The 18,243-nt window shown below is 68.7% G+C and carries 15 protein-coding genes, 2 tRNA genes and 4 pseudogenes; 6 read left to right on the top strand and 15 right to left on the bottom strand.

Annotated elements, in window-relative coordinates; translation table 11 throughout:
• Positions 1-38: 38 nt before the first annotated feature.
• Complete coding sequence (locus tag CG719_RS02695) at positions 39-2,669, bottom strand: valine--tRNA ligase (RefSeq protein ID WP_100566840.1); 2,631 nt, start codon at positions 2,667-2,669, stop codon at positions 39-41.
• A gap of 137 nt (positions 2,670-2,806) precedes the next feature.
• Here CG719_RS02695 and CG719_RS02690 point away from each other — a divergent pair, with 137 nt between their 5' ends.
• A complete protein-coding gene (locus tag CG719_RS02690; RefSeq protein WP_100566839.1) occupies positions 2,807-3,748 on the top strand; it encodes a hypothetical protein in 942 nt (313 codons plus the stop codon).
• Between the two features lie 62 nt (positions 3,749-3,810).
• Here CG719_RS02690 and clpX read toward each other — a convergent pair whose 3' ends face one another.
• The 5 genes from clpX to CG719_RS02665 form a co-directional block, all read right to left on the bottom strand.
• Positions 3,811-5,097: an ATP-dependent Clp protease ATP-binding subunit ClpX gene (gene clpX / locus CG719_RS02685; protein ID WP_100566838.1), complete on the bottom strand. Its 1,287-nt coding sequence runs from the start codon at positions 5,095-5,097 to the stop codon at positions 3,811-3,813.
• Between the two features lie 159 nt (positions 5,098-5,256).
• Positions 5,257-5,937, bottom strand: coding sequence for an ATP-dependent Clp protease proteolytic subunit (locus tag CG719_RS02680; protein WP_100566837.1), 681 nt, complete (start codon positions 5,935-5,937; stop codon positions 5,257-5,259).
• A 128-nt stretch (positions 5,938-6,065) separates the two neighbouring features.
• Entirely contained in the window at positions 6,066-6,671 is a 606-nt protein-coding gene (locus CG719_RS02675) for an ATP-dependent Clp protease proteolytic subunit (RefSeq protein WP_199836507.1), read from the bottom strand.
• A gap of 248 nt (positions 6,672-6,919) precedes the next feature.
• Positions 6,920-8,296 carry a trigger factor gene (tig, locus tag CG719_RS02670; RefSeq protein WP_100566835.1) on the bottom strand — a complete coding sequence of 459 codons (1,377 nt, stop codon included), beginning with the start codon at positions 8,294-8,296 and terminating at the stop codon, positions 6,920-6,922.
• A gap of 194 nt (positions 8,297-8,490) precedes the next feature.
• Positions 8,491-8,567, bottom strand: a tRNA-Pro gene (locus CG719_RS02665).
• Between the two features lie 230 nt (positions 8,568-8,797).
• On the opposite strand from CG719_RS02665, the gene CG719_RS02660 reads away from it, so the two are divergent.
• Positions 8,798-8,868, top strand: a tRNA-Gly gene (locus CG719_RS02660).
• A 69-nt stretch (positions 8,869-8,937) separates the two neighbouring features.
• Here the strand turns inward: CG719_RS02660 and CG719_RS02655 are convergent.
• From CG719_RS02655 to CG719_RS02645, 3 genes and pseudogenes are all read right to left on the bottom strand, one after another.
• Positions 8,938-10,074, bottom strand: a complete 1,137-nt coding sequence (locus tag CG719_RS02655; RefSeq protein WP_100566834.1) for a tyrosine-type recombinase/integrase — start codon at positions 10,072-10,074, stop codon at positions 8,938-8,940.
• A gap of 37 nt (positions 10,075-10,111) precedes the next feature.
• Positions 10,112-10,285, bottom strand: a pseudogene (locus CG719_RS36120) (excisionase family DNA-binding protein); the annotation flags it as partial.
• Positions 10,278-10,568, bottom strand: a pseudogene (locus CG719_RS02645) (replication initiator); the annotation flags it as partial. The pseudogenes CG719_RS36120 and CG719_RS02645, both read right to left, overlap by 8 nt.
• Positions 10,569-10,632: 64 nt before the next feature.
• Here CG719_RS02645 and CG719_RS02640 point away from each other — a divergent pair.
• A pseudogene (locus CG719_RS02640) lies at positions 10,633-10,779 on the top strand (replication initiator); the annotation flags it as partial.
• Here the strand turns inward: CG719_RS02640 and CG719_RS02635 are convergent.
• On the bottom strand, positions 10,715-10,951 hold the full coding sequence (locus CG719_RS02635) for a hypothetical protein (RefSeq protein ID WP_100566832.1): 237 nt from the start codon (positions 10,949-10,951) through the stop codon (positions 10,715-10,717). The pseudogene CG719_RS02640 and the gene CG719_RS02635 overlap by 65 nt on opposite strands.
• Positions 10,952-11,034: 83 nt before the next feature.
• Positions 11,035-11,406, bottom strand: a pseudogene (locus CG719_RS02630) (plasmid transfer protein); the annotation flags it as partial.
• Positions 11,407-11,605: 199 nt separating this feature from the next.
• Between CG719_RS02630 and CG719_RS02625 the strand changes: the two are divergent.
• Both CG719_RS02625 and CG719_RS02620 read left to right on the top strand, forming a co-directional pair.
• The gene (locus CG719_RS02625; RefSeq protein ID WP_100566831.1) at positions 11,606-12,022 is read left to right on the top strand and encodes a DUF6578 domain-containing protein; all 417 of its coding nucleotides are present in this window, start codon (positions 11,606-11,608) and stop codon (positions 12,020-12,022) included.
• 596 nt (positions 12,023-12,618) lie between these two features.
• Positions 12,619-12,903 carry a hypothetical protein gene (locus CG719_RS02620; protein ID WP_100566830.1) on the top strand — a complete coding sequence of 95 codons (285 nt, stop codon included), beginning with the start codon at positions 12,619-12,621 and terminating at the stop codon, positions 12,901-12,903.
• Positions 12,904-14,061: 1,158 nt separating this feature from the next.
• Here the strand turns inward: CG719_RS02620 and CG719_RS02610 are convergent.
• Positions 14,062-14,493 carry a hypothetical protein gene (locus tag CG719_RS02610; protein WP_234375385.1) on the bottom strand — a complete coding sequence of 144 codons (432 nt, stop codon included), beginning with the start codon at positions 14,491-14,493 and terminating at the stop codon, positions 14,062-14,064.
• Between the two features lie 103 nt (positions 14,494-14,596).
• Entirely contained in the window at positions 14,597-14,791 is a 195-nt protein-coding gene (locus CG719_RS02605; protein ID WP_100566829.1) for a hypothetical protein, read from the bottom strand.
• A 485-nt stretch (positions 14,792-15,276) separates the two neighbouring features.
• On the opposite strand from CG719_RS02605, the gene CG719_RS02600 reads away from it, so the two are divergent.
• On the top strand, positions 15,277-16,461 hold the full coding sequence (locus tag CG719_RS02600; protein ID WP_100566828.1) for an acyltransferase family protein: 1,185 nt from the start codon (positions 15,277-15,279) through the stop codon (positions 16,459-16,461).
• On the opposite strand, the gene CG719_RS02595 is transcribed toward CG719_RS02600, so the two are convergent.
• Complete coding sequence (locus tag CG719_RS02595) at positions 16,451-16,933, bottom strand: HD domain-containing protein (protein ID WP_100566827.1); 483 nt, start codon at positions 16,931-16,933, stop codon at positions 16,451-16,453. The genes CG719_RS02600 and CG719_RS02595 overlap by 11 nt on opposite strands.
• A 12-nt stretch (positions 16,934-16,945) precedes the next feature.
• Positions 16,946-18,124, bottom strand: a complete 1,179-nt coding sequence (locus tag CG719_RS02590; RefSeq protein WP_100566826.1) for a PP2C family protein-serine/threonine phosphatase — start codon at positions 18,122-18,124, stop codon at positions 16,946-16,948.
• Between the last annotated feature and the right edge of the window lie 119 nt (positions 18,125-18,243).

The raw sequence follows: 18,243 nt of genomic DNA, 5'->3' as shown, positions 1-18,243 counted from the left end.
CGCCCTGCTCCCCATGTTTGCGGGGTACTGCTTGTGCGTTACGCCTGCGGCAGCCGCTCCAGCTGCGCGGCGATCCGTGCGATGTCCTCCTCGGCCTTGGCCAGGCGGCCCCGGATCTTCTCCACCACGTTGTCCGGAGCCTTGGCCAGGAAGGCTTCGTTGCCGAGCTTCGCCGTCGCCTGGGCCTTCTCCTTCTCGGCGCCCGCCAGATCCTTGGCGAGGCGCTTGCGCTCCGCCGCCACGTCGATCGTCCCGGAGAGGTCGAGGGCCACCTCGGCGCCGGAGACCGGCAGCGTCGCCGTCGCGGTGAAGGCATCGCCCTCCGGCTGGAGGCGCAGCAGCTGGCGGATGGCGGCCTCGTGCGGCGCCAGCGCCGTGCCGTCGAGGGTCAGCCGGGCCGGGACACGCTGACCGGGCTGGAGGCCTTGGTCGGCACGGAAACGGCGGACCTCGGTGATGACCGACTGGAGGGACTCGATCTCCTTCTCGGCGCCCGCGTCCCGGAAGCCGCTGTCGGCCGGCCACTCGGCGACGACGACGGACTCGCCGCCCGTCAGCGTCGTCCACAACGTCTCCGTGACGAACGGGACCACCGGGTGCAGCAGCTTCAGCGTGACGTCCAGGACCTCGCCCAGGACACGCTTGGAGACCTCGGCCGGCTCGCCGCCCGCCTGGAACGTCGTCTTGGACAGCTCGACGTACCAGTCGAAGACCTCGTCCCAGGCGAAGTGGAACAGCGTGTCCGACAGCTTGGCGAACTGGAAGTCCTCGTAGTACGCGTCCACTTCGGCGACGACCGAGTTCAGCCGGGACAGGATCCAGCGGTCGGTCGCCGACATCTTCGAGGCGTCCGGCAGCGGTCCGTCCACCGTCGCGCCGTTCATCAGCGCGAAGCGGGTGGCGTTCCAGATCTTGTTGGCGAAGTTGCGCGAGCCCTGGACCCAGTCCTCGCCGATCGGCACGTCGACGCCGGGGTTGGCGCCGCGGGCGAGGGTGAACCGGAGGGCGTCGGAGCCGTACTTGTCCATCCAGTCCAGCGGGTTGACCGCGTTGCCGAAGGACTTCGACATCTTCTTGCCGAACTGGTCGCGGACCATGCCGTGCAGGGCGATGGTGTGGAACGGCGGGGTGCCGTCCATCGCGTAGAGGCCGAACATCATCATCCGGGCGACCCAGAAGAAGAGGATGTCGTAGCCGGTGACCAGGACGGAGTTCGGGTAGAACTTCGCGAGGCTCTCGGTCTGTTCGGGCCAGCCGAGGGTGGAGAACGGCCACAGGCCGGAGGAGAACCAGGTGTCGAGGACGTCGGTGTCCTGCTTCCAGCCCTCGGCCTCGGTACCGGGCGGCTGCTCGTCGGGTCCGACGCAGACGACCTCGCCGCTGGGCCCGTACCAGACGGGGATCCGGTGGCCCCACCACAACTGCCGCGAGATGCACCAGTCGTGGAGGTTGTCGACCCAGTCGAAGTACCGCTTCTCCATCTCCTGCGGGTGGATCTTGACGCGGCCGTCCCGGACGGCGTCGCCGGCGGCCTGCGCCAGCGGGCCGACCTTGACCCACCACTGCATGGACAGGCGCGGCTCGACGGTGGTCTTGCATCGCGAGCAGTGGCCGACGGAGTGGACGTACGGGCGCTTCTCGGCGACGATCCGGCCCTCGGCGCGCAGCGCGCCGACGATGGCGGAGCGGGCCTCGAAGCGGTCCAGGCCCTGGAAGGGGCCGTGGACGGTGATGACGGCGTGCTCGTCCATCACGGTGATGGCGGGCAGGTCGTGGCGCCGGCCGATCTCGAAGTCGTTCGGGTCGTGGGCCGGGGTGACCTTGACGGCGCCGGTGCCGAACTCGGGGTCGACGTGCTCGTCCGCGACGACCGGGATGGAACGGTCGGTCAGCGGCAGCTTGATGAGCTTGCCGACGAGGTGGCGGTAGCGCTCGTCGTCGGGGTGCACGGCGACGGCCGTGTCACCGAGCATGGTCTCGGCACGGGTGGTGGCGACGACGATGGTGTCGTCCCCCTCGCCGTACGTCATCGAGACGAGCTCGCCGTCGTCGTCCTGGTACTCGACCTCGATGTCGGAGATGGCGGTCAGGCACCGGGGGCACCAGTTGATGATGCGCTCGGCGCGGTAGATCAGCTCGTCGTCGTAGAGCCGCTTGAAGATGGTCTGAACGGCCTGCGAAAGACCCTCGTCCATGGTGAAGCGCTCACGGGACCAGGCGACGCCGTCGCCGAGGCGGCGCATCTGGCCGGAGATCTGTCCTCCGGACTCGTTCTTCCACTGCCAGACGCGCTCGACGAAGGCCTCGCGGCCGAGGTCGTGCCGGGACTTGCCCTCCTTGCCGAGTTCACGCTCGACGACGTTCTGGGTGGCGATGCCGGCGTGGTCCATGCCGGGCTGCCATAGCGTCTCGTGACCCTGCATGCGCTTGCGGCGCGTGAGGGCGTCGATGAGCGTGTGCTCGAAGGCGTGCCCCAGGTGCAGCGAGCCCGTGACGTTCGGCGGCGGGATGACGACGGTGAACGGCGGCTTGTCGCTCTTCGCGTCCGTCTCGAAGTAACCCCGCTCCACCCAGCGCTCGTACAGCGGCCCCTCTACGTCGGCCGGCGCGTACTGGGTCGGCAGTTCGGTGTCGGGCGCTGGTGGCTGCTGCTGAGCGTTCTCGGTCACGGGGTCAGTTTAGATGCGTCACCGCGCTGTCCCGAACCGCATTTGTTTCGTAACGGTGGCAACCCCGATGACATGGTGTGGCCGTACCTGGGCCAGGATGTCAGGGACACATAAGCATCTGGAGGGGAACCCAGGAAATGAGCGAGAACCAGCCGGGCCCGTACGGCGGGCAGCCCCAGCAGCCCGGGCCGTACGGTCAGCCTGGTCCCTACGGCCAGCAGCCGCCGCAGGGACCGCCGCAGCCCGGCTACGGCTACCCCCAGCAGGCCCCTCCTCCCCAGCCGCAGCCCGGCTACGGCTATCCGCAGCAGCCCGCCGCCCCGGGCGTCCCGCCCCAGCCGAACCCCTACGGCCAGCAGCCCCCGTACGGCCAGCCTCCCTACGGCGGCGCCCCGCAGCCCCCGGCCCCCGGTGGCGGCGGCAAGAAGACGGGCCTGATCATCGGCGCGGTGGCGGTCGTCGCGGCGATCGCGGTGGGCGCGTACTTCGTGATCGGCGGGGGCTCGGCGGGCGACGGCCCGCACAAGCTGACGACGCCGGCGACGGTGCTGACGGAGTACAAGAAGTCCGACAGCGACAGCGGCACCATGTCGAAGAACGACATGAAGGACGCCGAGAAGTGGGGTGTGCACAGCCCCAAGGACGTCAGCGCCGCCTACCAGGCCGGGGACAAGGACAACCCCCTGAGCCAGAAGATGATCCAGTTCGGCGGCGTCTACGGCACGATCGACAATCCCGAGAAGACCGTCGACGCGATGTTCGCGCACATGAAGGACGAGGCCAAGAAGAGCAACAGCGACGAGAAGTTCACGTTGACCGGCGAGCCGAAGGCCTACAGCCCCGCCTCGCTGGGCGACGCCGTTCTCAAGTGCCAGCAGGCCAAGGTCGACAACTCCACCGGCGGCGCGGGTGAGCCGAAGGAGATGAACATGACGATCTGCATCTGGGGCGACCACAGCACGCTCGGCGTCATCATGCCGATGGACATCGCCAACCTCGCGGCGGGCAAGAGCGGCGACCCGGCGGCCGACGCCGAACTCACCGCCAAGTTCCGCAACGAGGTCCGCGTCAAGGCCTGACACATACGGAAAGGGGCCCCGGTCGGTCGACCGGGGCCCCTTTCTGGTTCGTGCGGCGGCGGTTACGCCGTCTTCTGCTCGCCCGGACCGCGGCCGCGCGCGTCGCGCGGGATCAGGGTCGGGTTGACGTTGGAGAGGACGACGTCGGCCGTGATGACCACGCGGGCCACGTCCTTGCGGGACGGGACCTCGTACATCACGCCCTGGAGCACCTCCTCCATGATGGCGCGCAGGCCGCGGGCGCCGGTCTGGCGGAGGATGGCCTGGTCGGCGATCGCCTCCAGGGCCTCGCGCTCGAAGTCCAGCTCCACGCCGTCGAGTTCGAACAGGCGCTGGTACTGCTTGACCAGGGCGTTGCGCGGTTCGACGAGGATCTTCAGGAGCGCCTCGCGGTCCAGGTTGTGGACCGAGGTGATCACCGGCAGACGGCCGATGAACTCCGGGATCATGCCGAACTTGACCAGGTCCTCGGGCATGACGTCCTCGAACTGGTCCTTGGTCTCCAGCTCCCGCTTGGAGCGGATCGTCGCGCCGAAGCCGATGCCCTTCGCACCCGCCCGGCCCTCGATGATCTTCTCCAGGCCCGCGAAGGCACCGCCCACGATGAACAGGACGTTCGTCGTGTCGATCTGGATGAACTCCTGGTGGGGGTGCTTGCGGCCGCCCTGCGGCGGGACCGAGGCCGTGGTCCCCTCCAGGATCTTCAGCAGGGCCTGCTGGACACCCTCGCCCGAGACATCGCGTGTGATGGAGGGGTTTTCACTCTTCCGCGCGACCTTGTCGATCTCGTCGATGTAGATGATCCCGGTCTCGGCCTTCTTGACGTCGTAGTCGGCCGCCTGGATCAGCTTCAGCAGGATGTTCTCGACGTCCTCGCCGACGTAGCCGGCCTCCGTCAGCGCCGTGGCGTCGGCGATGGCGAACGGGACGTTCAGCATGCGGGCCAGTGTCTGGGCCAGCAGGGTCTTGCCCGAGCCCGTGGGGCCCAGCAGAAGGATGTTGGACTTGGCGAGTTCGATGCCGTCGTCCCGGCCCTGCGCGCCGCCGTTCTCGCCGGCCTGGACGCGCTTGTAGTGGTTGTACACCGCGACGGACAGGGCTTTCTTCGCGGCCTCCTGGCCGACGACGTACCCGTCCAGGAACTCGTAGATCTCGCGGGGCTTGGGCAGTTCCTCCCAACGCACCTCGCTGGTCTCCGCGAGTTCCTCCTCGATGATCTCGTTGCAGAGATCGATGCACTCGTCGCAGATGTACACACCGGGCCCTGCGATGAGCTTCTTGACCTGCTTCTGGCTCTTGCCGCAGAACGAGCACTTGAGCAGATCGCCGCCGTCACCGATGCGTGCCACGGTGTGCTTCCCCTTCGCCTGGGAGACGCCTAGGTCCAGCGGCTCCTGGTGCTGCCTTATGTCGACGGTACCTTGCCGGGCCCCTCGTTCGGGCCCCCCTTGGCACGGTTCGCTTTGACGTGCACCGTGCCAAGGAGTGGCAGACGATACTGCCTCCCGTCAGCGGACGGACGCGTTGTTCATCTTGCGGGTGGAGATGATCTGGTCGACGAGCCCGTACGACAGGGCCTCCTCGGCCGTGAGGATCTTGTCGCGCTCGATGTCCTCGCGGATCTTCTCGATCGGCGTGGTGGAGTGCTTGGCCAGCATCTCCTCCAGCTGCGCACGCATCCGGAGGATCTCGTTGGCGGCGATCTCCAGGTCGGAGACCTGACCGCGGCCGGTCTCGCTGTACGGCTGGTGGATCAGCACCCGGGCGTTGGGCAGGGCCATGCGCTTGCCCGGCGTGCCGGCGGCCAGCAGGATGGCGGCCGCGGAGGCGGCCTGGCCCATGCAGACGGTCTGGATGTCGGGCTTCACGAACTGCATCGTGTCGTAGATCGCGGTGAGCGCCGTGAAGGAGCCGCCGGGGCTGTTGATGTAGACCGAGATGTCCCGGTCGGGGTCCATCGACTCCAGGCACAGGAGCTGCGCCATGACGTCGTTGGCGGAGGCGTCGTCGATCTGGACGCCGAGGAAGATCACCCGCTCCTCGAAGAGCTTCGCGTACGGGTCGTACTCGCGGATGCCCTGGGAGGTGCGCTCCACGAAGCGCGGGATCACATAGCGGGATTCGGCCGTGGGGCCGGTGTACTCGGCACGCGTACGGTCGTAGAGGCCGCTGCCGGGGATGTCGTTCACGGTGTCTCCTGAAAAAGGGCTGGGCGGTCGGCTGGGGCTGGCTGGGCTGCGCGGAGGTCTCGGACGCCCGCACGGGGCCGGGACTCCGCGGGAGCGGCTCAGGGGGCCGTGTGGGCCCCGTGAGCGGCTCAGGCCCCGGTGCCGCCGCCGCCCGGCATGCCGGCGGCCGTGGGGATGACGTCGTCGATGAGGCCGTACTCCTTGGCCTCGTGGGCGTCGAACCAGCGGTCGCGGTCGGAGTCGCGGGTGATCTGCTCGACCGACTGGCCCGTGTGGAAGGAGGTCAGCTCGGCCATGCGCTTCTTGGTGTGCAGCAGCCGCTCGGCGTGGATCTTGATGTCCGAGGCCGAGCCCGCGAGGCCGGCGGAGGGCTGGTGGATCAGGATCTCGGCGTTCGGCAGCGCGAAGCGCTTGCCGGGGGTGCCCGCGCTGAGCAGGAACTGCCCCATCGAGGCCGCGAGACCCATGGCGATGGTCACCACGTCGTTCTTGATGAACTGCATGGTGTCGTAGATCGCCATGCCGGCCGTGATCGAGCCGCCGGGGCTGTTGATGTACAGGTAGATGTCCTTGTCCGGGTCCGCGGCAAGGAGCAGCAGCTGTGCGGTGATCTTGTTGGCGATGTCGTCGTCGACCGGCTGGCCGAGGAAGATGATCCGCTCGCCCAGCAGCCGGTTGTAGACCTGGTCGCCGAGGCCACCACCGATGGAAGGCTCGCCGGCGGCGGAGGGCATCAGATTCGTCACGTATCCACCTGCTCGTCTTACGACGGCGCCGGGCCGTCTCACGTGTTCCTGCCAGGGGCTGGGGACTCCCCTGCCCCCGTACTCATGGACCCTAACGCGCGGCCCCCTTCGGCGAATCCCGCTGAGGGGAGTGTTCGCCGGGGGCGTAGCGCGCGGGCTTCCGGAAAAGCGAACGGGCCCCAGGTCACCAACGTACCTGGGGCCCGCCCTCCGTGCGCATCCGTATGGCGTACGGATCAGGCCTCGGCCTTCTCCTCGCCCTCGCCCTCGGCGGCGGTCTCGGCCTCGGTGGCCTCGTCCTCCTCGTCGTCCAGGTCGACGATCTCGCCGTTGGTGTCCTTCACGGTCGCGGCCTCGACCACGACGGCCAGTGCCTTGCCGCGGGCGACCTCGCCGACCAGCAGCGGAACCTGGTTCTGCTCGACGACCGCCTGGGCGAACTGGTCGGGGGACATGCCGGAGGAGGCGGCGCGGCGCATGAGGTGCTCGGTGAGCTCCTCCTGGTTGACGTTGAGCTTCTCCGTCTTGACCAGCTCGTCGAGGACGAACTGGGTCTTGATGCCCTTGACCGCGGCCTCGCGGGTCTCGGTCTCGAACTCCTCGGCGGTCTTGCCCTGGATCTCCAGGTACTTGTCGAGGGTGAGGCCCATCTGGCCGAGCTGGTGGTGCTCGAGGTTGTGCTTGCGGGTGTTGATCTCGTCCTCGAGCAGCTTCTCGGGGACCGGGACCTCGACCAGCTCGAGCAGCTTGTCCAGGACGCGCTCCTGGGCCTGCGTGGCCTGGTCGAACTGCTTCATGTTCTCGAGGCGCTTGCGGCTGTCCGCGCGCATCTCCTCGAGGGTGTCGAACTCGGAGGCGAGCTGAGCGAAGTCGTCGTCCAGCTCGGGCAGTTCACGCGCGGCGACCTGGGAGACCTTGACGGTGACCTCGGCCTCCTTGCCGGCCGCGGAGCCACCCTTGAGCTCGGAGGTGAAGGTGGCCTCGCCACCGGCCTCCTGGCCCTTCACGGCGTCGTCGATGCCGTCCAGCAGCTCGCCGGAGCCGATGGTGTAGGAGACGCCGTTGGCCACGCCGTCCTCGAGGACCTCGCCGTCGACCTTGGCCTCCAGGTCGATGGTGACCACGTCGCCGTCCTCGGCGGCGCGCTCGACCGGGCTCGTCGAGGCGAAGCGCTCACGGAGCTGCTCGACGGCCTTGTCGACGTCCTCGTCGGTGACCTCGACGGCGTCGACCTCGACCTCGATGCCGGAGTAGTCCGGGATCTCGACGGTCGGGCGGACGTCCACCTCGGCGGTGAAGTTCAGCGTCTCGCCGTCCTTCAGCTCGGTGATGTCGACCTCGGGCTGGCCCAGCGGGTTCAGCTCCGCCTCGTTGACCGCCTCGGTGTAGAACTTCGGCAGCGCGTCGTTGACGGCCTCCTCCAGAACCGCACCGCGGCCGAACCGCTGGTCGATGACGCGGGCCGGGATCTTGCCCTTGCGGAAGCCCTTCACCGTGACCTGCTGGTTGATCTTCTTGTACGCCGCGTCGAGGCTGTCCTTGAGCTCCTCGAAGGGCACCTCGACAGTGAGCCGAACCCGGGTCGGGTTCAGGGTCTCCACGGCGCTCTTCACGGTTCGGTCTCCTTGTGGCTGACTGCTTGGATTCTGCCGGGGCCAGACGGGCCCGGCGGATTTCGCCCCGCCCGGAGGAGTTCGCAGGCCCAAGCAGGACCGGACACACGGGCGCGCAGTTTGCATAGTAACCGCAGCCACTCCGCGCCCCCAAAGGCGATCACGCGTGGTGACGCCGACCGGTGGCCGGCGGATGGTCGGGGTGGCGGGATTTGAACCCACGGCCTTCCGCTCCCAAAGCGGACGCGCTACCAAGCTGCGCCACACCCCGTCTGGTGCGACACGTAGGGTACATGCCCGCAGCCAGTGGGGACGTCGCATTCCGCGACCACCGGGATCGCGCCGCCCGGCACGGGGGCGCACGCGGCGCGAACGGCGCACGAAGGCGGCTCGCGGGAACCTCGCGGGAGTGGAGTCACGGGAACGGAGTGTGCGCCGACGCCACACGACCCGCTACGATGCCTTGTGTGCCGCGGTCGGCAGACCGGCGGCGTCTTGTGTGCGGGCGTAGCTCAATGGTAGAGCCCCAGTCTTCCAAACTGGCTACGCGGGTTCGATTCCCGTCGCCCGCTCTGTACGGCTCAGGGCCAGGTCGGAGGATGTTTCCCCGACCTGGCCCTGATCGTTTCCGGGGGGCGAGATCAGTCCGCCGTGTCCCCCGCGTGCCCCTTGCGGTTCCGCCGGCCCTTGTCGACGAGGCCGCTCAGCGCGTCAGCGATCAACCGGTCACGGTCGGCGCTGGCGTGCTGGTAGATCAACGCGGCCCGCGCGGTGCTGTGGCCCATGCGCGCCATCAGCTCTCGCGTGCTGGCCCCGGTCGAGGCCGCGAGGGTGTTGCCAGTGTGCCGAAGATCATGGAAGTGCAGGCCCTTGATCCCGACTTGACTGCACGTCTTGCGCCACACGCGGTTGAAGTGGTTCCGGCGAGGAGTCGCGCCCTTGGCACCGACGAACACTCGCCCGTCCGAGCCCGATTCCGCGTACCGCGCGAGGTGATCGCGGATGTCCGGGACGATCGCGGCGGGAATGGACACCGTCCGCTTGCCCGCAGCACTCTTGGGCGCCTTGATCTCGCGTTGCCCGTCGTTGAGTTCGGCAACGGCACGACGGACGCGCACGGCGCCGTGGTCGAGGTCGAGATCACGGCGGTGCAGGCCGACCAGTTCACCCCAGCGCAACCCGAGGAAGCCGGCCATGAGGATCAGCGCCCGGTAACGGGGCTGGATGGCGTCGGCGAGGTCGTAGACCTCCTGCACGCTGGCGGTGGATCGCTCCGGGGTGTGCACGGTGCTGGCGCCCTTGATCTGGCAGGGGTTGCGCCTGATCATCTGGTCGGACACGGCCGTTGCCAGGATGGCGCGCAGCAGGGCGTACGCCTTTGCAACCGTGGTGGGACCGGTATCCGCGGTCAACTTGTCGGCACGCCGGCGCCGCACGAACGGTGGCGAGATTTCAGCGACATTGACGCCGCCAAAAGTCGGTTCGAGGTGGAGGTGCAGTAGCGATTCGTAGAGCTGCTGCGTTCGGGCCGTCAACTCCCGCTCTTGGACCCATGCAGCGGCGTACACGCCGAACGGCACCTTCCCGGCGTCCGGGTCGTGCCAGTCACCACGCCGCATCTCGGTTTGCTTGTCGGCAAGCCACTCATCCGCATCCCGCTTGGTGCGGAACGTGTCCGGGGCCGGGCGCAGCAGCCCGTCAGGGCCGACATATCGAGCCTGGTATCGACCGGACGGCAGCTTGCGGACCCTGCCGAACTGTCGACGCTTCCCAGCCATCAGGCCGCCACCCCCGGAGGCGCGGAGCGCACCGGCGCGGTTCCACGGTGTTTGCGGAGATGAACTCCCGTACGGCACTCTCCGGGATCCGGACGTGACGCCCAAGCTTGACGTACGTGATCCGACGCTCCTCGATCAAGCGCCGGGGGAAGCGCACGGTCGTACCAAGGATCTCGGCGACCTGGTCAACGCTGAGGTATCGCTCATTCATGGTCGTCCCCTCCCTGACGCGGGTCTGCAAGTTCTTCGCGGGCGATCTCGCGGCTGAGTTGAACGTCCCGGCGAATGTTGGCGGCGAGCCAGGATTCGCCGGGGGTGTGGCCGTGGCCGGCGTAGGCCCAGTGGGCGAGGGTGAGGGTGGTCGCTGCGTCCTCGTCGTCGGGGTCGGACAGGCCGAGGGCTTGGCGTTGTTGGGCGGCGCGGTAGTCGGCGCGGGTCTGGCGGAGGGCGCCGAGGGTGGTGGAGTAGCGGCGGGACTTGGTGGGGAACCCGCCCCCGGACACCGCCCCCCGCGGCCCCGGCTCCGGCCCCGGCGCCCGTGACCGACACCCCGGCCACCACCACGCCGTCGCTTGCGGCAACCGCCGCGCCTCGCGCTGCCCCTCGTGCGCCTGGACCTACGCCGACGACACCTACCACCTCATCCGCGCCGGCCTCGTCGGCGACCCCACCAAGGGCACCCCGGAGACGATCCGCGACCACCCCTGGGGTCGAAGCCGGGCGGGAAGACGCCGGGCGGCGGCTCGGGCAGCGAGGCCGACAGGGCGGGGCCCACGGCGTCGATGAACTCCGGGTCGGCGCCGGGGACGTGGGTGTACACGGCCAGGGCCACGAGCAGGGACACGGTGCGGTGGAAGTCGTCGACAGGCTCACACATGGCGGTGGATCTCCCTTCTTCAGGCATGGCAGGGGTAGGGACATAGCGCGAAGCGGTCGCGCCGGCCGGAGAGCAGGCGGGGACTACGTGGTGACGGGCAGGGCCGGTACGGTCTCCGCATCCGATGCGAGCTGGGAGACGGGCCGGAACGGGGCGAGGAAGCGCAGTTCCGGTGTCAGGTCGGCGAAGTCGCGGCAGACGGCCGCTGCTTCGTCGGGGCTGATCCCGGGGGTGCGGATGCGGGACCAACGGCCAGACGAGTCACCGGCGACCGCGATGCCGGGGCGGTCCGGGCGGATCGTGGTGACCGCAGCCACCGCGTCCGGGGCGATGTCGCCCAAGCCCATCTCGGCGGTCTGCTTGTCGTTGACCCGATGCACAACCCGGCCGGTGAGCTGAGCCCGCAAAGCGGTCGCACCCTTGCCGAGATCGGACCCGAAACGCTGACCGCAGAGCCGAGCAGACGCGGCCCAGGGCGTCAAGGTCGTTCGTACAGTCGCGCGCTCCACCTTGACGCCCTGAACCACGCCCGCTCCACGGTGTGTGGGTCGACGGCGGACGGGATGGGAGCTGGGGTGAGTGGTGGGTTTGGGTCTGCGTGGGTGATGTACAAAAGCCCTGGTGAGCACAGGTCACTCGGCAGACAATGGCGGCATGACGTTGACGATTTGGGTCGATGACTGGCAGATCCAGTGCTGTGGCGAGAGCTTCACGCCGGGGGATGTTGTCTCGTGGAGGCTGCTGGAGGTCGATTCGGAGGATTACGCCGACGTCGTCGGTACCGACCGTGCGGCTGAGATCGACTTCCGCGAGGAGCATCACGACCAGGAGGAGCAGGCGCCGACCTGGTTGAAGGTGCTGACAGTCGCCGAGGTGCACTGCCGTTACGAGGTGTCCCCAGGCGGCACGGCCAACGTGCACCAGCCGGTTCGGGGCACAACCGTGTTGGTTCCAGTCGAGGAAGCGGATGGGTGGGCAGAGGCTCGACCAGACGTCCGATTCGCGGGGTACTTGGTGACCGCCCAGCGTGCCACAGACGTCCCAGAAGGCGCGGCGACTCCTGGTCAATGAGGGGGTTGGTGGGGCGGTCGCCAAACCGTTGCCCCTGCTGAACGAGACAGGCACTTGTCAAGACCACCTGCGGCGGCTGACACCAACGGCTGACACCAACAAGCGCGTACGGCAGCGGTCGAGACCGGCCCCCAGCGAACGATCGGCCGAGGCGCAGGGGCGGTTGGTCGACGTTGGCAAACCCCTGTGATCGACCTGATAAGGATGATCACAGACCTCAAAGCCTTGGCCTCGTTCGGGCGCCGTCCTCTTGTCGGCCGGCGCCCGTCGCCTTGACTCGGTCACTGAAATCCCTCGCGCCCCGCCAAACTCCTACGAGCCCACCCAGCGCAGGGCCGCACCACATGCCAACCCAGACAGGGAGCGGCACACCGATGCCCCCGCCGACCACCACAGCCACTACCACCCACAGCAGCAGGGCTTGCGAGACCAGATAGACCGCAACCTTCTGCCGCACGCTCCAGTTCCACGTGCGCTCAGTGAGCCGATGCCGCATAGTTCCCCCTGCCCGAGGATCAGCCGACCCGGAGTCTACGGCTCCCGACTACAGGCATGGCTCGCTGAGCTGAGGAGTGGGCTGACCCTAAGCTGATGGCATGGCAGCGTCAGAGTGGGAACAACTCACCCGCGCCCGCGGACGCCAGCGCTTGAAGATCATGGCGCGGCACATCATCCGACATCCCGTGCTCATCGCCGCCCTGGTCGGCTGGGCTGTCCTGGTCAACCTGGTGAAAGACAGCCCGCTGGCCCCGCTGGCCTTTGGACTCGCAGCTCCGGTCGGAGGCGTTCTGATCGCGGCGAGCATGGGCCGCTACCGCGCCCCAGCCGAAGACCCAGCGCACGAAGACGCTTCACTTCCCGCTGACACCGACGGGAAGTGAAGCAAGACCTTTTAGCCAGCCACACACCACGACCAACGTGTTGCAACGACTGCTAGTGCCGCATCAGCCAACGTTCGCCCTGTCAACTACCTGATGCGGTCCTAGCTATCGGCTGCGCGAGTCCTGTGCTCGCGGACCGTCGCCAACTTCGCCTCGAACTTGGGATCGTGCATGCGAGCAGTGAAGGCCCCCGGAACCGTGAGCGCCCTTCCGCGAACTCGGACGACACGCACATCCGACCACGTACCACTCCGTCCTGTGCGGCAACGCTCCTCAATCCCCGCAACCTCGCTCCAAGGCACTGATCTGCGACTGAAGAAGGTGTGGAACTCCAGGCCCTCGGACGTGAGGAGCGTCGCACCGGTCCCTTGGTTGACCATCGAGAGGAGTATGAGCGAGTAAAACACGACGCCGCCGCCGATCCACCACCACCGCTCAGCGGCCGGTTCAGAGAACCCAGCCACCACCGTCCAGCCGACGAAAACCAACGTCACGAATCCGGTCCGCCACCAGTACCTACACCGCTCAGCGGCATCGAGACGGATCCATGTCTGAGGCGGCACAGCCCGGGTGCTACCGGCGACCGATGCTTCTGCCGCACCTGTGGCAGGGAAGGCGGGGCCGGACGGTCGACCGTCTCGCTCACTCATGCGCCATATGACTCCTACGGTGACAACCACACCCACAAGCCCGCTGACGAGGCGGAGCACCCACCTACGTGTCGCACGGGCGTTCGAGGACATCGTCCCTCTATCACCCTTGCCGCTCTCGTCAACCGACATAGGCCGATCTTGGCAGCCGCTAGAGACTCCAGTCTCTGATGTACTGAGATCGTGACCACGGAGCCGCTGCGGGCATCGCGGCCTCTTCCCTCGCACCTGAGGCCATGGTGACCTCTGTGCCCCTCACGTGCCCGAAGGAGCGGCACGTAACGGGACGCCGGAGGGAGCCACGGGGAATGACACACGAAGCCGCAGGTGAGCGCCTTGCCAGGTCAGACGCCATCCGGTTACGCGATCTTCCAAACTGGCTACGCGGGTTCGATTCCCGTCGCCCGCTCCAGATGATTCAGGGCCAGGTCGGAGGATGTTTCCTCCGACCTGGCCCTGATCGTTTCCAGGGATCGCGAGCGGTGGCTCTTCCGGCCGGCCCGACGGGTCAGGGCCGGACCGGGAACGCCGACTGGAAGGCCAGGCGACGGCCGGCGTCCGCCCCGAGCCGGACGGGCGAATCGTCGAGTGCGAGGTACTCCTCCCACGGCTCCCGCCCCGTCGCCGAGGCGAGTTCCCGGACGAGCCTGTCCTCCAGGTGCGGGACGCGCTTGTCCTTCCAGACCTTGTCGGCCGTGCTGACCAGGAGTTCCTCGATCGTCGCGGCGGGGCCGTCCCAGCTCGCGTGGGTGGCGGCGAACCGGGCCAGGGCCGACTGGAAGCCACGTTCCAGAAGCAGGTCGCGGCCGGCCTCCTCGTGCATCGAGCCGGGCCCGACGAGTTCCTCGGGGTGCAGGGCCTTGCCGACGGGAGCGCAGGAGTTCCGCGGCGACCGGCGGCAGCGGCCGCAGCGGCGGCTCCCCCGGAGCTTCGAGGGCACGGGACAGGTGGCCCGAGAGCGGCGCGGTCATCCCGGAGACGCCAGCGGTGCCGAACGGCAGCAGCCAGGGCAATCGCACGACTCAGGGCCGGGCATGCTCTCGTCAGAAACTGATCGAGTTGATCGTGTGCGCTATCGAGTTCAGGAAGCGCTCGATCGACGGCGCCATTCCGGTGGAGGCGAGGAAGAAGCCGAAGAGGATGGCGACGATGGCCGGCCCGGCCTTGATGGTTCCGCCTCGGAGCAGCACCACCAGGATGATCGCCAACAGCAGCACCACTGACAGTGAAATGGCCACAACTGATCACACCCTCGGTCGGTCGCTCTCCCGGCCCGCGGACGCCACCCCGCGCACCCCGCTGGAACCATCGTGCCACCAACCGGGCCGCCGTATGCGGCGGCTGACACATCATCGGCCCCCGGCGGCGCCGCGGACGCCGGGTCCGCATGCGGCCTCGCCCTTCATCCCCCCTGCCGCACGCGGCAATTCGACACTGTCGCGGCGCCTTCCGTGCGGGAATTCGGAGAGATCGTTTCCGGACGCACACATCGTGTTCGCAGGGAATTCGAATAACCATGGAAGGCGGGACCGCTTGCCCCAACTCATGGGGACGAATACTGACATTGGGGGCGCTCGAGGCGAGGTGAGCGCACGTGCGATGTGTCGACCGTCACTCCGGCAGTCATGCCGGCTCGGCCCATTCCGGGGTAGCCGAAGCCAATAGCCAGGAATAGGACCAGGGGGTTTCGCTGATCTCCATGGACAACGCTAGGGTGCCTGACATGTTTCGCGCTGACCCCTCCCCCGGCCAGAACAGCACGTCGCCACCCCCGGCACCGTCGTCGGCCTCCGGAGTGCCGAGTCCGCGCGCGTCCGCCGAGTCGGGCGGAAGCCAGGTCAAGCGGCGCGACGCATTCTTCGACAACGCCAAGTACCTGGCGATTCTGCTGGTCGCGATGGGGCACTCCTGGGAGCCTCTGAAGGGCGACAGCCGCGTACTGGAAGGCCTGTACATGGTCGTGTACGCCTTCCACATGCCGGCGTTCATCATCATTTCCGGGTTCTTCTCCCGCAGTTTCGACACCCGGCCCGACCGGCTCCGGCGGCTGATCACCGGCGTCGTCGTGCCGTACATCGTCTTCGAGACCGCGTACCCCCTTTACCAGCGCTATGTCGGCGGCGACGCGGATCAGCAGATCAGCCTGCTCTCGCCGGGATACCTGACCTGGTTCCTGTGCGCCCTGTTCGTCTGGCGGCTGACCACCCCGCTGTGGAAGCAGGTCCGCTGGCCGCTGCCGGTCGCGCTCGGCGTCGCGATGCTGGCGTCGCTCAGCCCGAGCATCGGAAACGACCTGGACCTCCAGCGGGTTCTTCAGTTCCTGCCGTTCTTCGTGCTGGGTCTGGTGATGAAGCCCGAGCACTTCCAGCTGGTGCGGCGCCGCTCGGTGCGGATCGCGTCGGTGCCGGTGGTGGCGATGGCGCTGTGCGTCGGCTGGTGGGCGGTGCCGCGGATGAACTCCGACTGGTTCTACCACCGTGACGCGGCACAGTCGTTGGCCGCTCCCTGGTGGGTCGGCCCGGTGATGACGCTGGCGCTGTTCGGCTGCTCGCTGGTTCTGACCGCCTGCTTCTTCGCCTGGGTGCCGGGCCGCCGGACGTGGTTCACGGCGCTCGGCGCGGGCACGCTGTACGGCTATCTGCTGCACGGTTTCGTACTGAAGGGCGCCGACTACCAGGGCTGGTTCGACCATGCCTGGCTGCACGGCCCGCTCGGCGAGATCCTCGTCGCCGTCCTGGCGGCGTCGGTCGTCACCCTGCTGTGCACGGGACCCGTGCGGCGGGTCTTCCGCTGCGTGATGGAACCGGAGATGAAGTGGGCCTTCCGGCAGGACGCGGGCGAGCAGGCCCGCGAGCGCCGGGAGGCACAGCGGCCGCAGCCGGCAAAGGCCGGCTCGGTCAGCGCCTGAGGGGACCGTCCGGGAGACCGAGGAGTGCACGCATCCGCGCGTACTTCCCGGTCAGCCGGGTGCGGGTGGCCTCGTCGAGGACCGCGAGGCGGGCCGGGTCGGCGTTGTGCGCCAGGTCCGCCTCCTTCACCAGCAACGCCCCGGGCGTGGCGAGGATCCGCCGCGCGTACGCCTCCGGCTCCTCCCCCGCCCGCTTGGTGACCGCGCGCACGATGTCCTTCGTACGGCGGCTCAGCGCGGCCTCGCACAGCCACCGTTCGGACAGGACGCCGTCCTCCACGGAGTCGTGCAGCCAGGCCGCCGCGATCTGTTCGCCGTCACCGCCCCGGGAGCGCACGCCTTCGGCGACGGCCCTCAGGTGCTCGGCGTAGGGCCGGCCCGCCTTGTCGGTCTGCCCCTCGTGAGCGGCCCTGGCCACGGTCTCGACCTCGGCCAGGGACAGGGTGCGCGGGGTGCGGGGTGTGCCGGTCACATGCCCAGTGTGTCAGCGTGCCACGAGCGCCGTGGGGCCCTCGCGGCAGATCAGGAGCAGGGCGCGGTCGTCGTTGACGTCCTTCGCCACCGCCTCGATCAGGTGCCAGGCGGCACCGTGGAAGCCGCCGGCGACATAGCGGTCGGCCTCGCCCGTGAGGCGGTCGATGCCCTCGACGATGTCCCGGTCCGACGTCTCCACCAGGCCGTCCGTGAACAGCATCAGGACGTCCCCGGCGCGCAGGGAGCCCTTGACCGGGTCGAACTGGGCGCCGCCGTACACGCCGAGGAGCGGGCCCTCGGCGGCCTTCTCCTCCCAGCGGCCGCTGCCCGCGCTGAGCTGGAGGCCCGGCGGGTGCCCCGCGGAGTACAGCTCGTAGTCGCCGGAGTCCAGGTCCAGCACCAGATGGATGGAGGTCGCGAAGCCCTCGTCCCAGTCCTGGCGCAGCAGATAGCCGTTGGCGGCGGGCAGGAACGCGTGCGGGGGCAGGCTGCCGAGCAGACCGCCGAACGCGCCCGACAGCAGCAGCGCCCGCGAGCCCGCGTCCATGCCCTTGCCGGACACGTCCGTGAGCACGACCTCCAGGGTGCGGCCGCCGTTCGTACGGGCGGCGACCACGAAGTCGCCGGAGAAGGACTGGCCGCCGGCCGGGCGCAGCGCCATCTCGTGGTGCCAGCCGCCGGGCAGTTGCGGCAGCTTGCTCTGGACGCGGATGCGCTCACGCAGGTCGAACAGCATGGTGCCGCCGCGCCGCCAGGGCACGCCGACCCGGCTGCGGAACTGGGCGATGATCAGCCCGAAGAAGCCGCAGGCGGCGACCACGAGCACCACGCCCGGGGTCACCCGGGACGGTCCCTCGGTGTACGGCCCGAGCCGCACCGACTCCACGATCAGCGCCGTGGCCGCGGCGGCGTACAGGCCGAGCAGGCTCGCCGGGCGCAGCAGCAGCCCGCCGGCGACGATGGGCAGCACCAGCGCGACCGGCGAGAACCACACCGAGTTGGCGAGCGTCAGCGCCAGGATCAGCGGGATGGTCAGCAGCAGACCGCCGAGCGCGATCCAGTCCGAGCCGTCCCCGCGGAAGTAGTCGACGGCGGCTCTGCGCACGCCGACTCGGGCCCGGTGCCACTGCATCTTCAACCGGGCCGTGAACGTCTCGGCTTCCGCGCGCCGCTGTCGTCCTGCTGCCATTAGTTGGGGACCCTATCCATCCGACCTGACGCTTGGCACGGGAGGTCCCACTTGTCCCCCGTCCGAGGCTCGGATTCACAGTGAACTTCACCGGCGGCCGTCGCGCTGCCACCTGGACG

Source organism: Streptomyces sp. CB01373 (assembly GCF_002803075.1).
Taxonomy (GTDB): domain Bacteria; phylum Actinomycetota; class Actinomycetes; order Streptomycetales; family Streptomycetaceae; genus Streptomyces.
This window is presented reverse-complemented; position numbering and strand designations above follow the sequence as displayed.

What these genes read in the sequence shown, in the direction of transcription:
- CG719_RS02590 (WP_100566826.1), bottom strand. Translation starts at nt 18,124, where the DNA reads ATGGCAGCAGGACGACAGCGGCGCGCGGAAGCCGAGACGTTCACGGCC.
- CG719_RS02635 (WP_100566832.1), bottom strand. Translation starts at nt 10,951, where the DNA reads ATGTGTGAGCCTGTCGACGACTTCCACCGCACCGTGTCCCTGCTCGTG.
- CG719_RS02675 (WP_199836507.1), bottom strand. Translation starts at nt 6,671, where the DNA reads ATGCCCTCCGCCGCCGGCGAGCCTTCCATCGGTGGTGGCCTCGGCGAC.
- CG719_RS02600 (WP_100566828.1), top strand. Translation starts at nt 15,277, where the DNA reads ATGTTTCGCGCTGACCCCTCCCCCGGCCAGAACAGCACGTCGCCACCC.
- CG719_RS02655 (WP_100566834.1), bottom strand. Translation starts at nt 10,074, where the DNA reads ATGGCTGGGAAGCGTCGACAGTTCGGCAGGGTCCGCAAGCTGCCGTCC.
- CG719_RS02620 (WP_100566830.1), top strand. Translation starts at nt 12,619, where the DNA reads ATGGCAGCGTCAGAGTGGGAACAACTCACCCGCGCCCGCGGACGCCAG.
- CG719_RS02625 (WP_100566831.1), top strand. Translation starts at nt 11,606, where the DNA reads ATGACGTTGACGATTTGGGTCGATGACTGGCAGATCCAGTGCTGTGGC.
- CG719_RS02690 (WP_100566839.1), top strand. Translation starts at nt 2,807, where the DNA reads ATGAGCGAGAACCAGCCGGGCCCGTACGGCGGGCAGCCCCAGCAGCCC.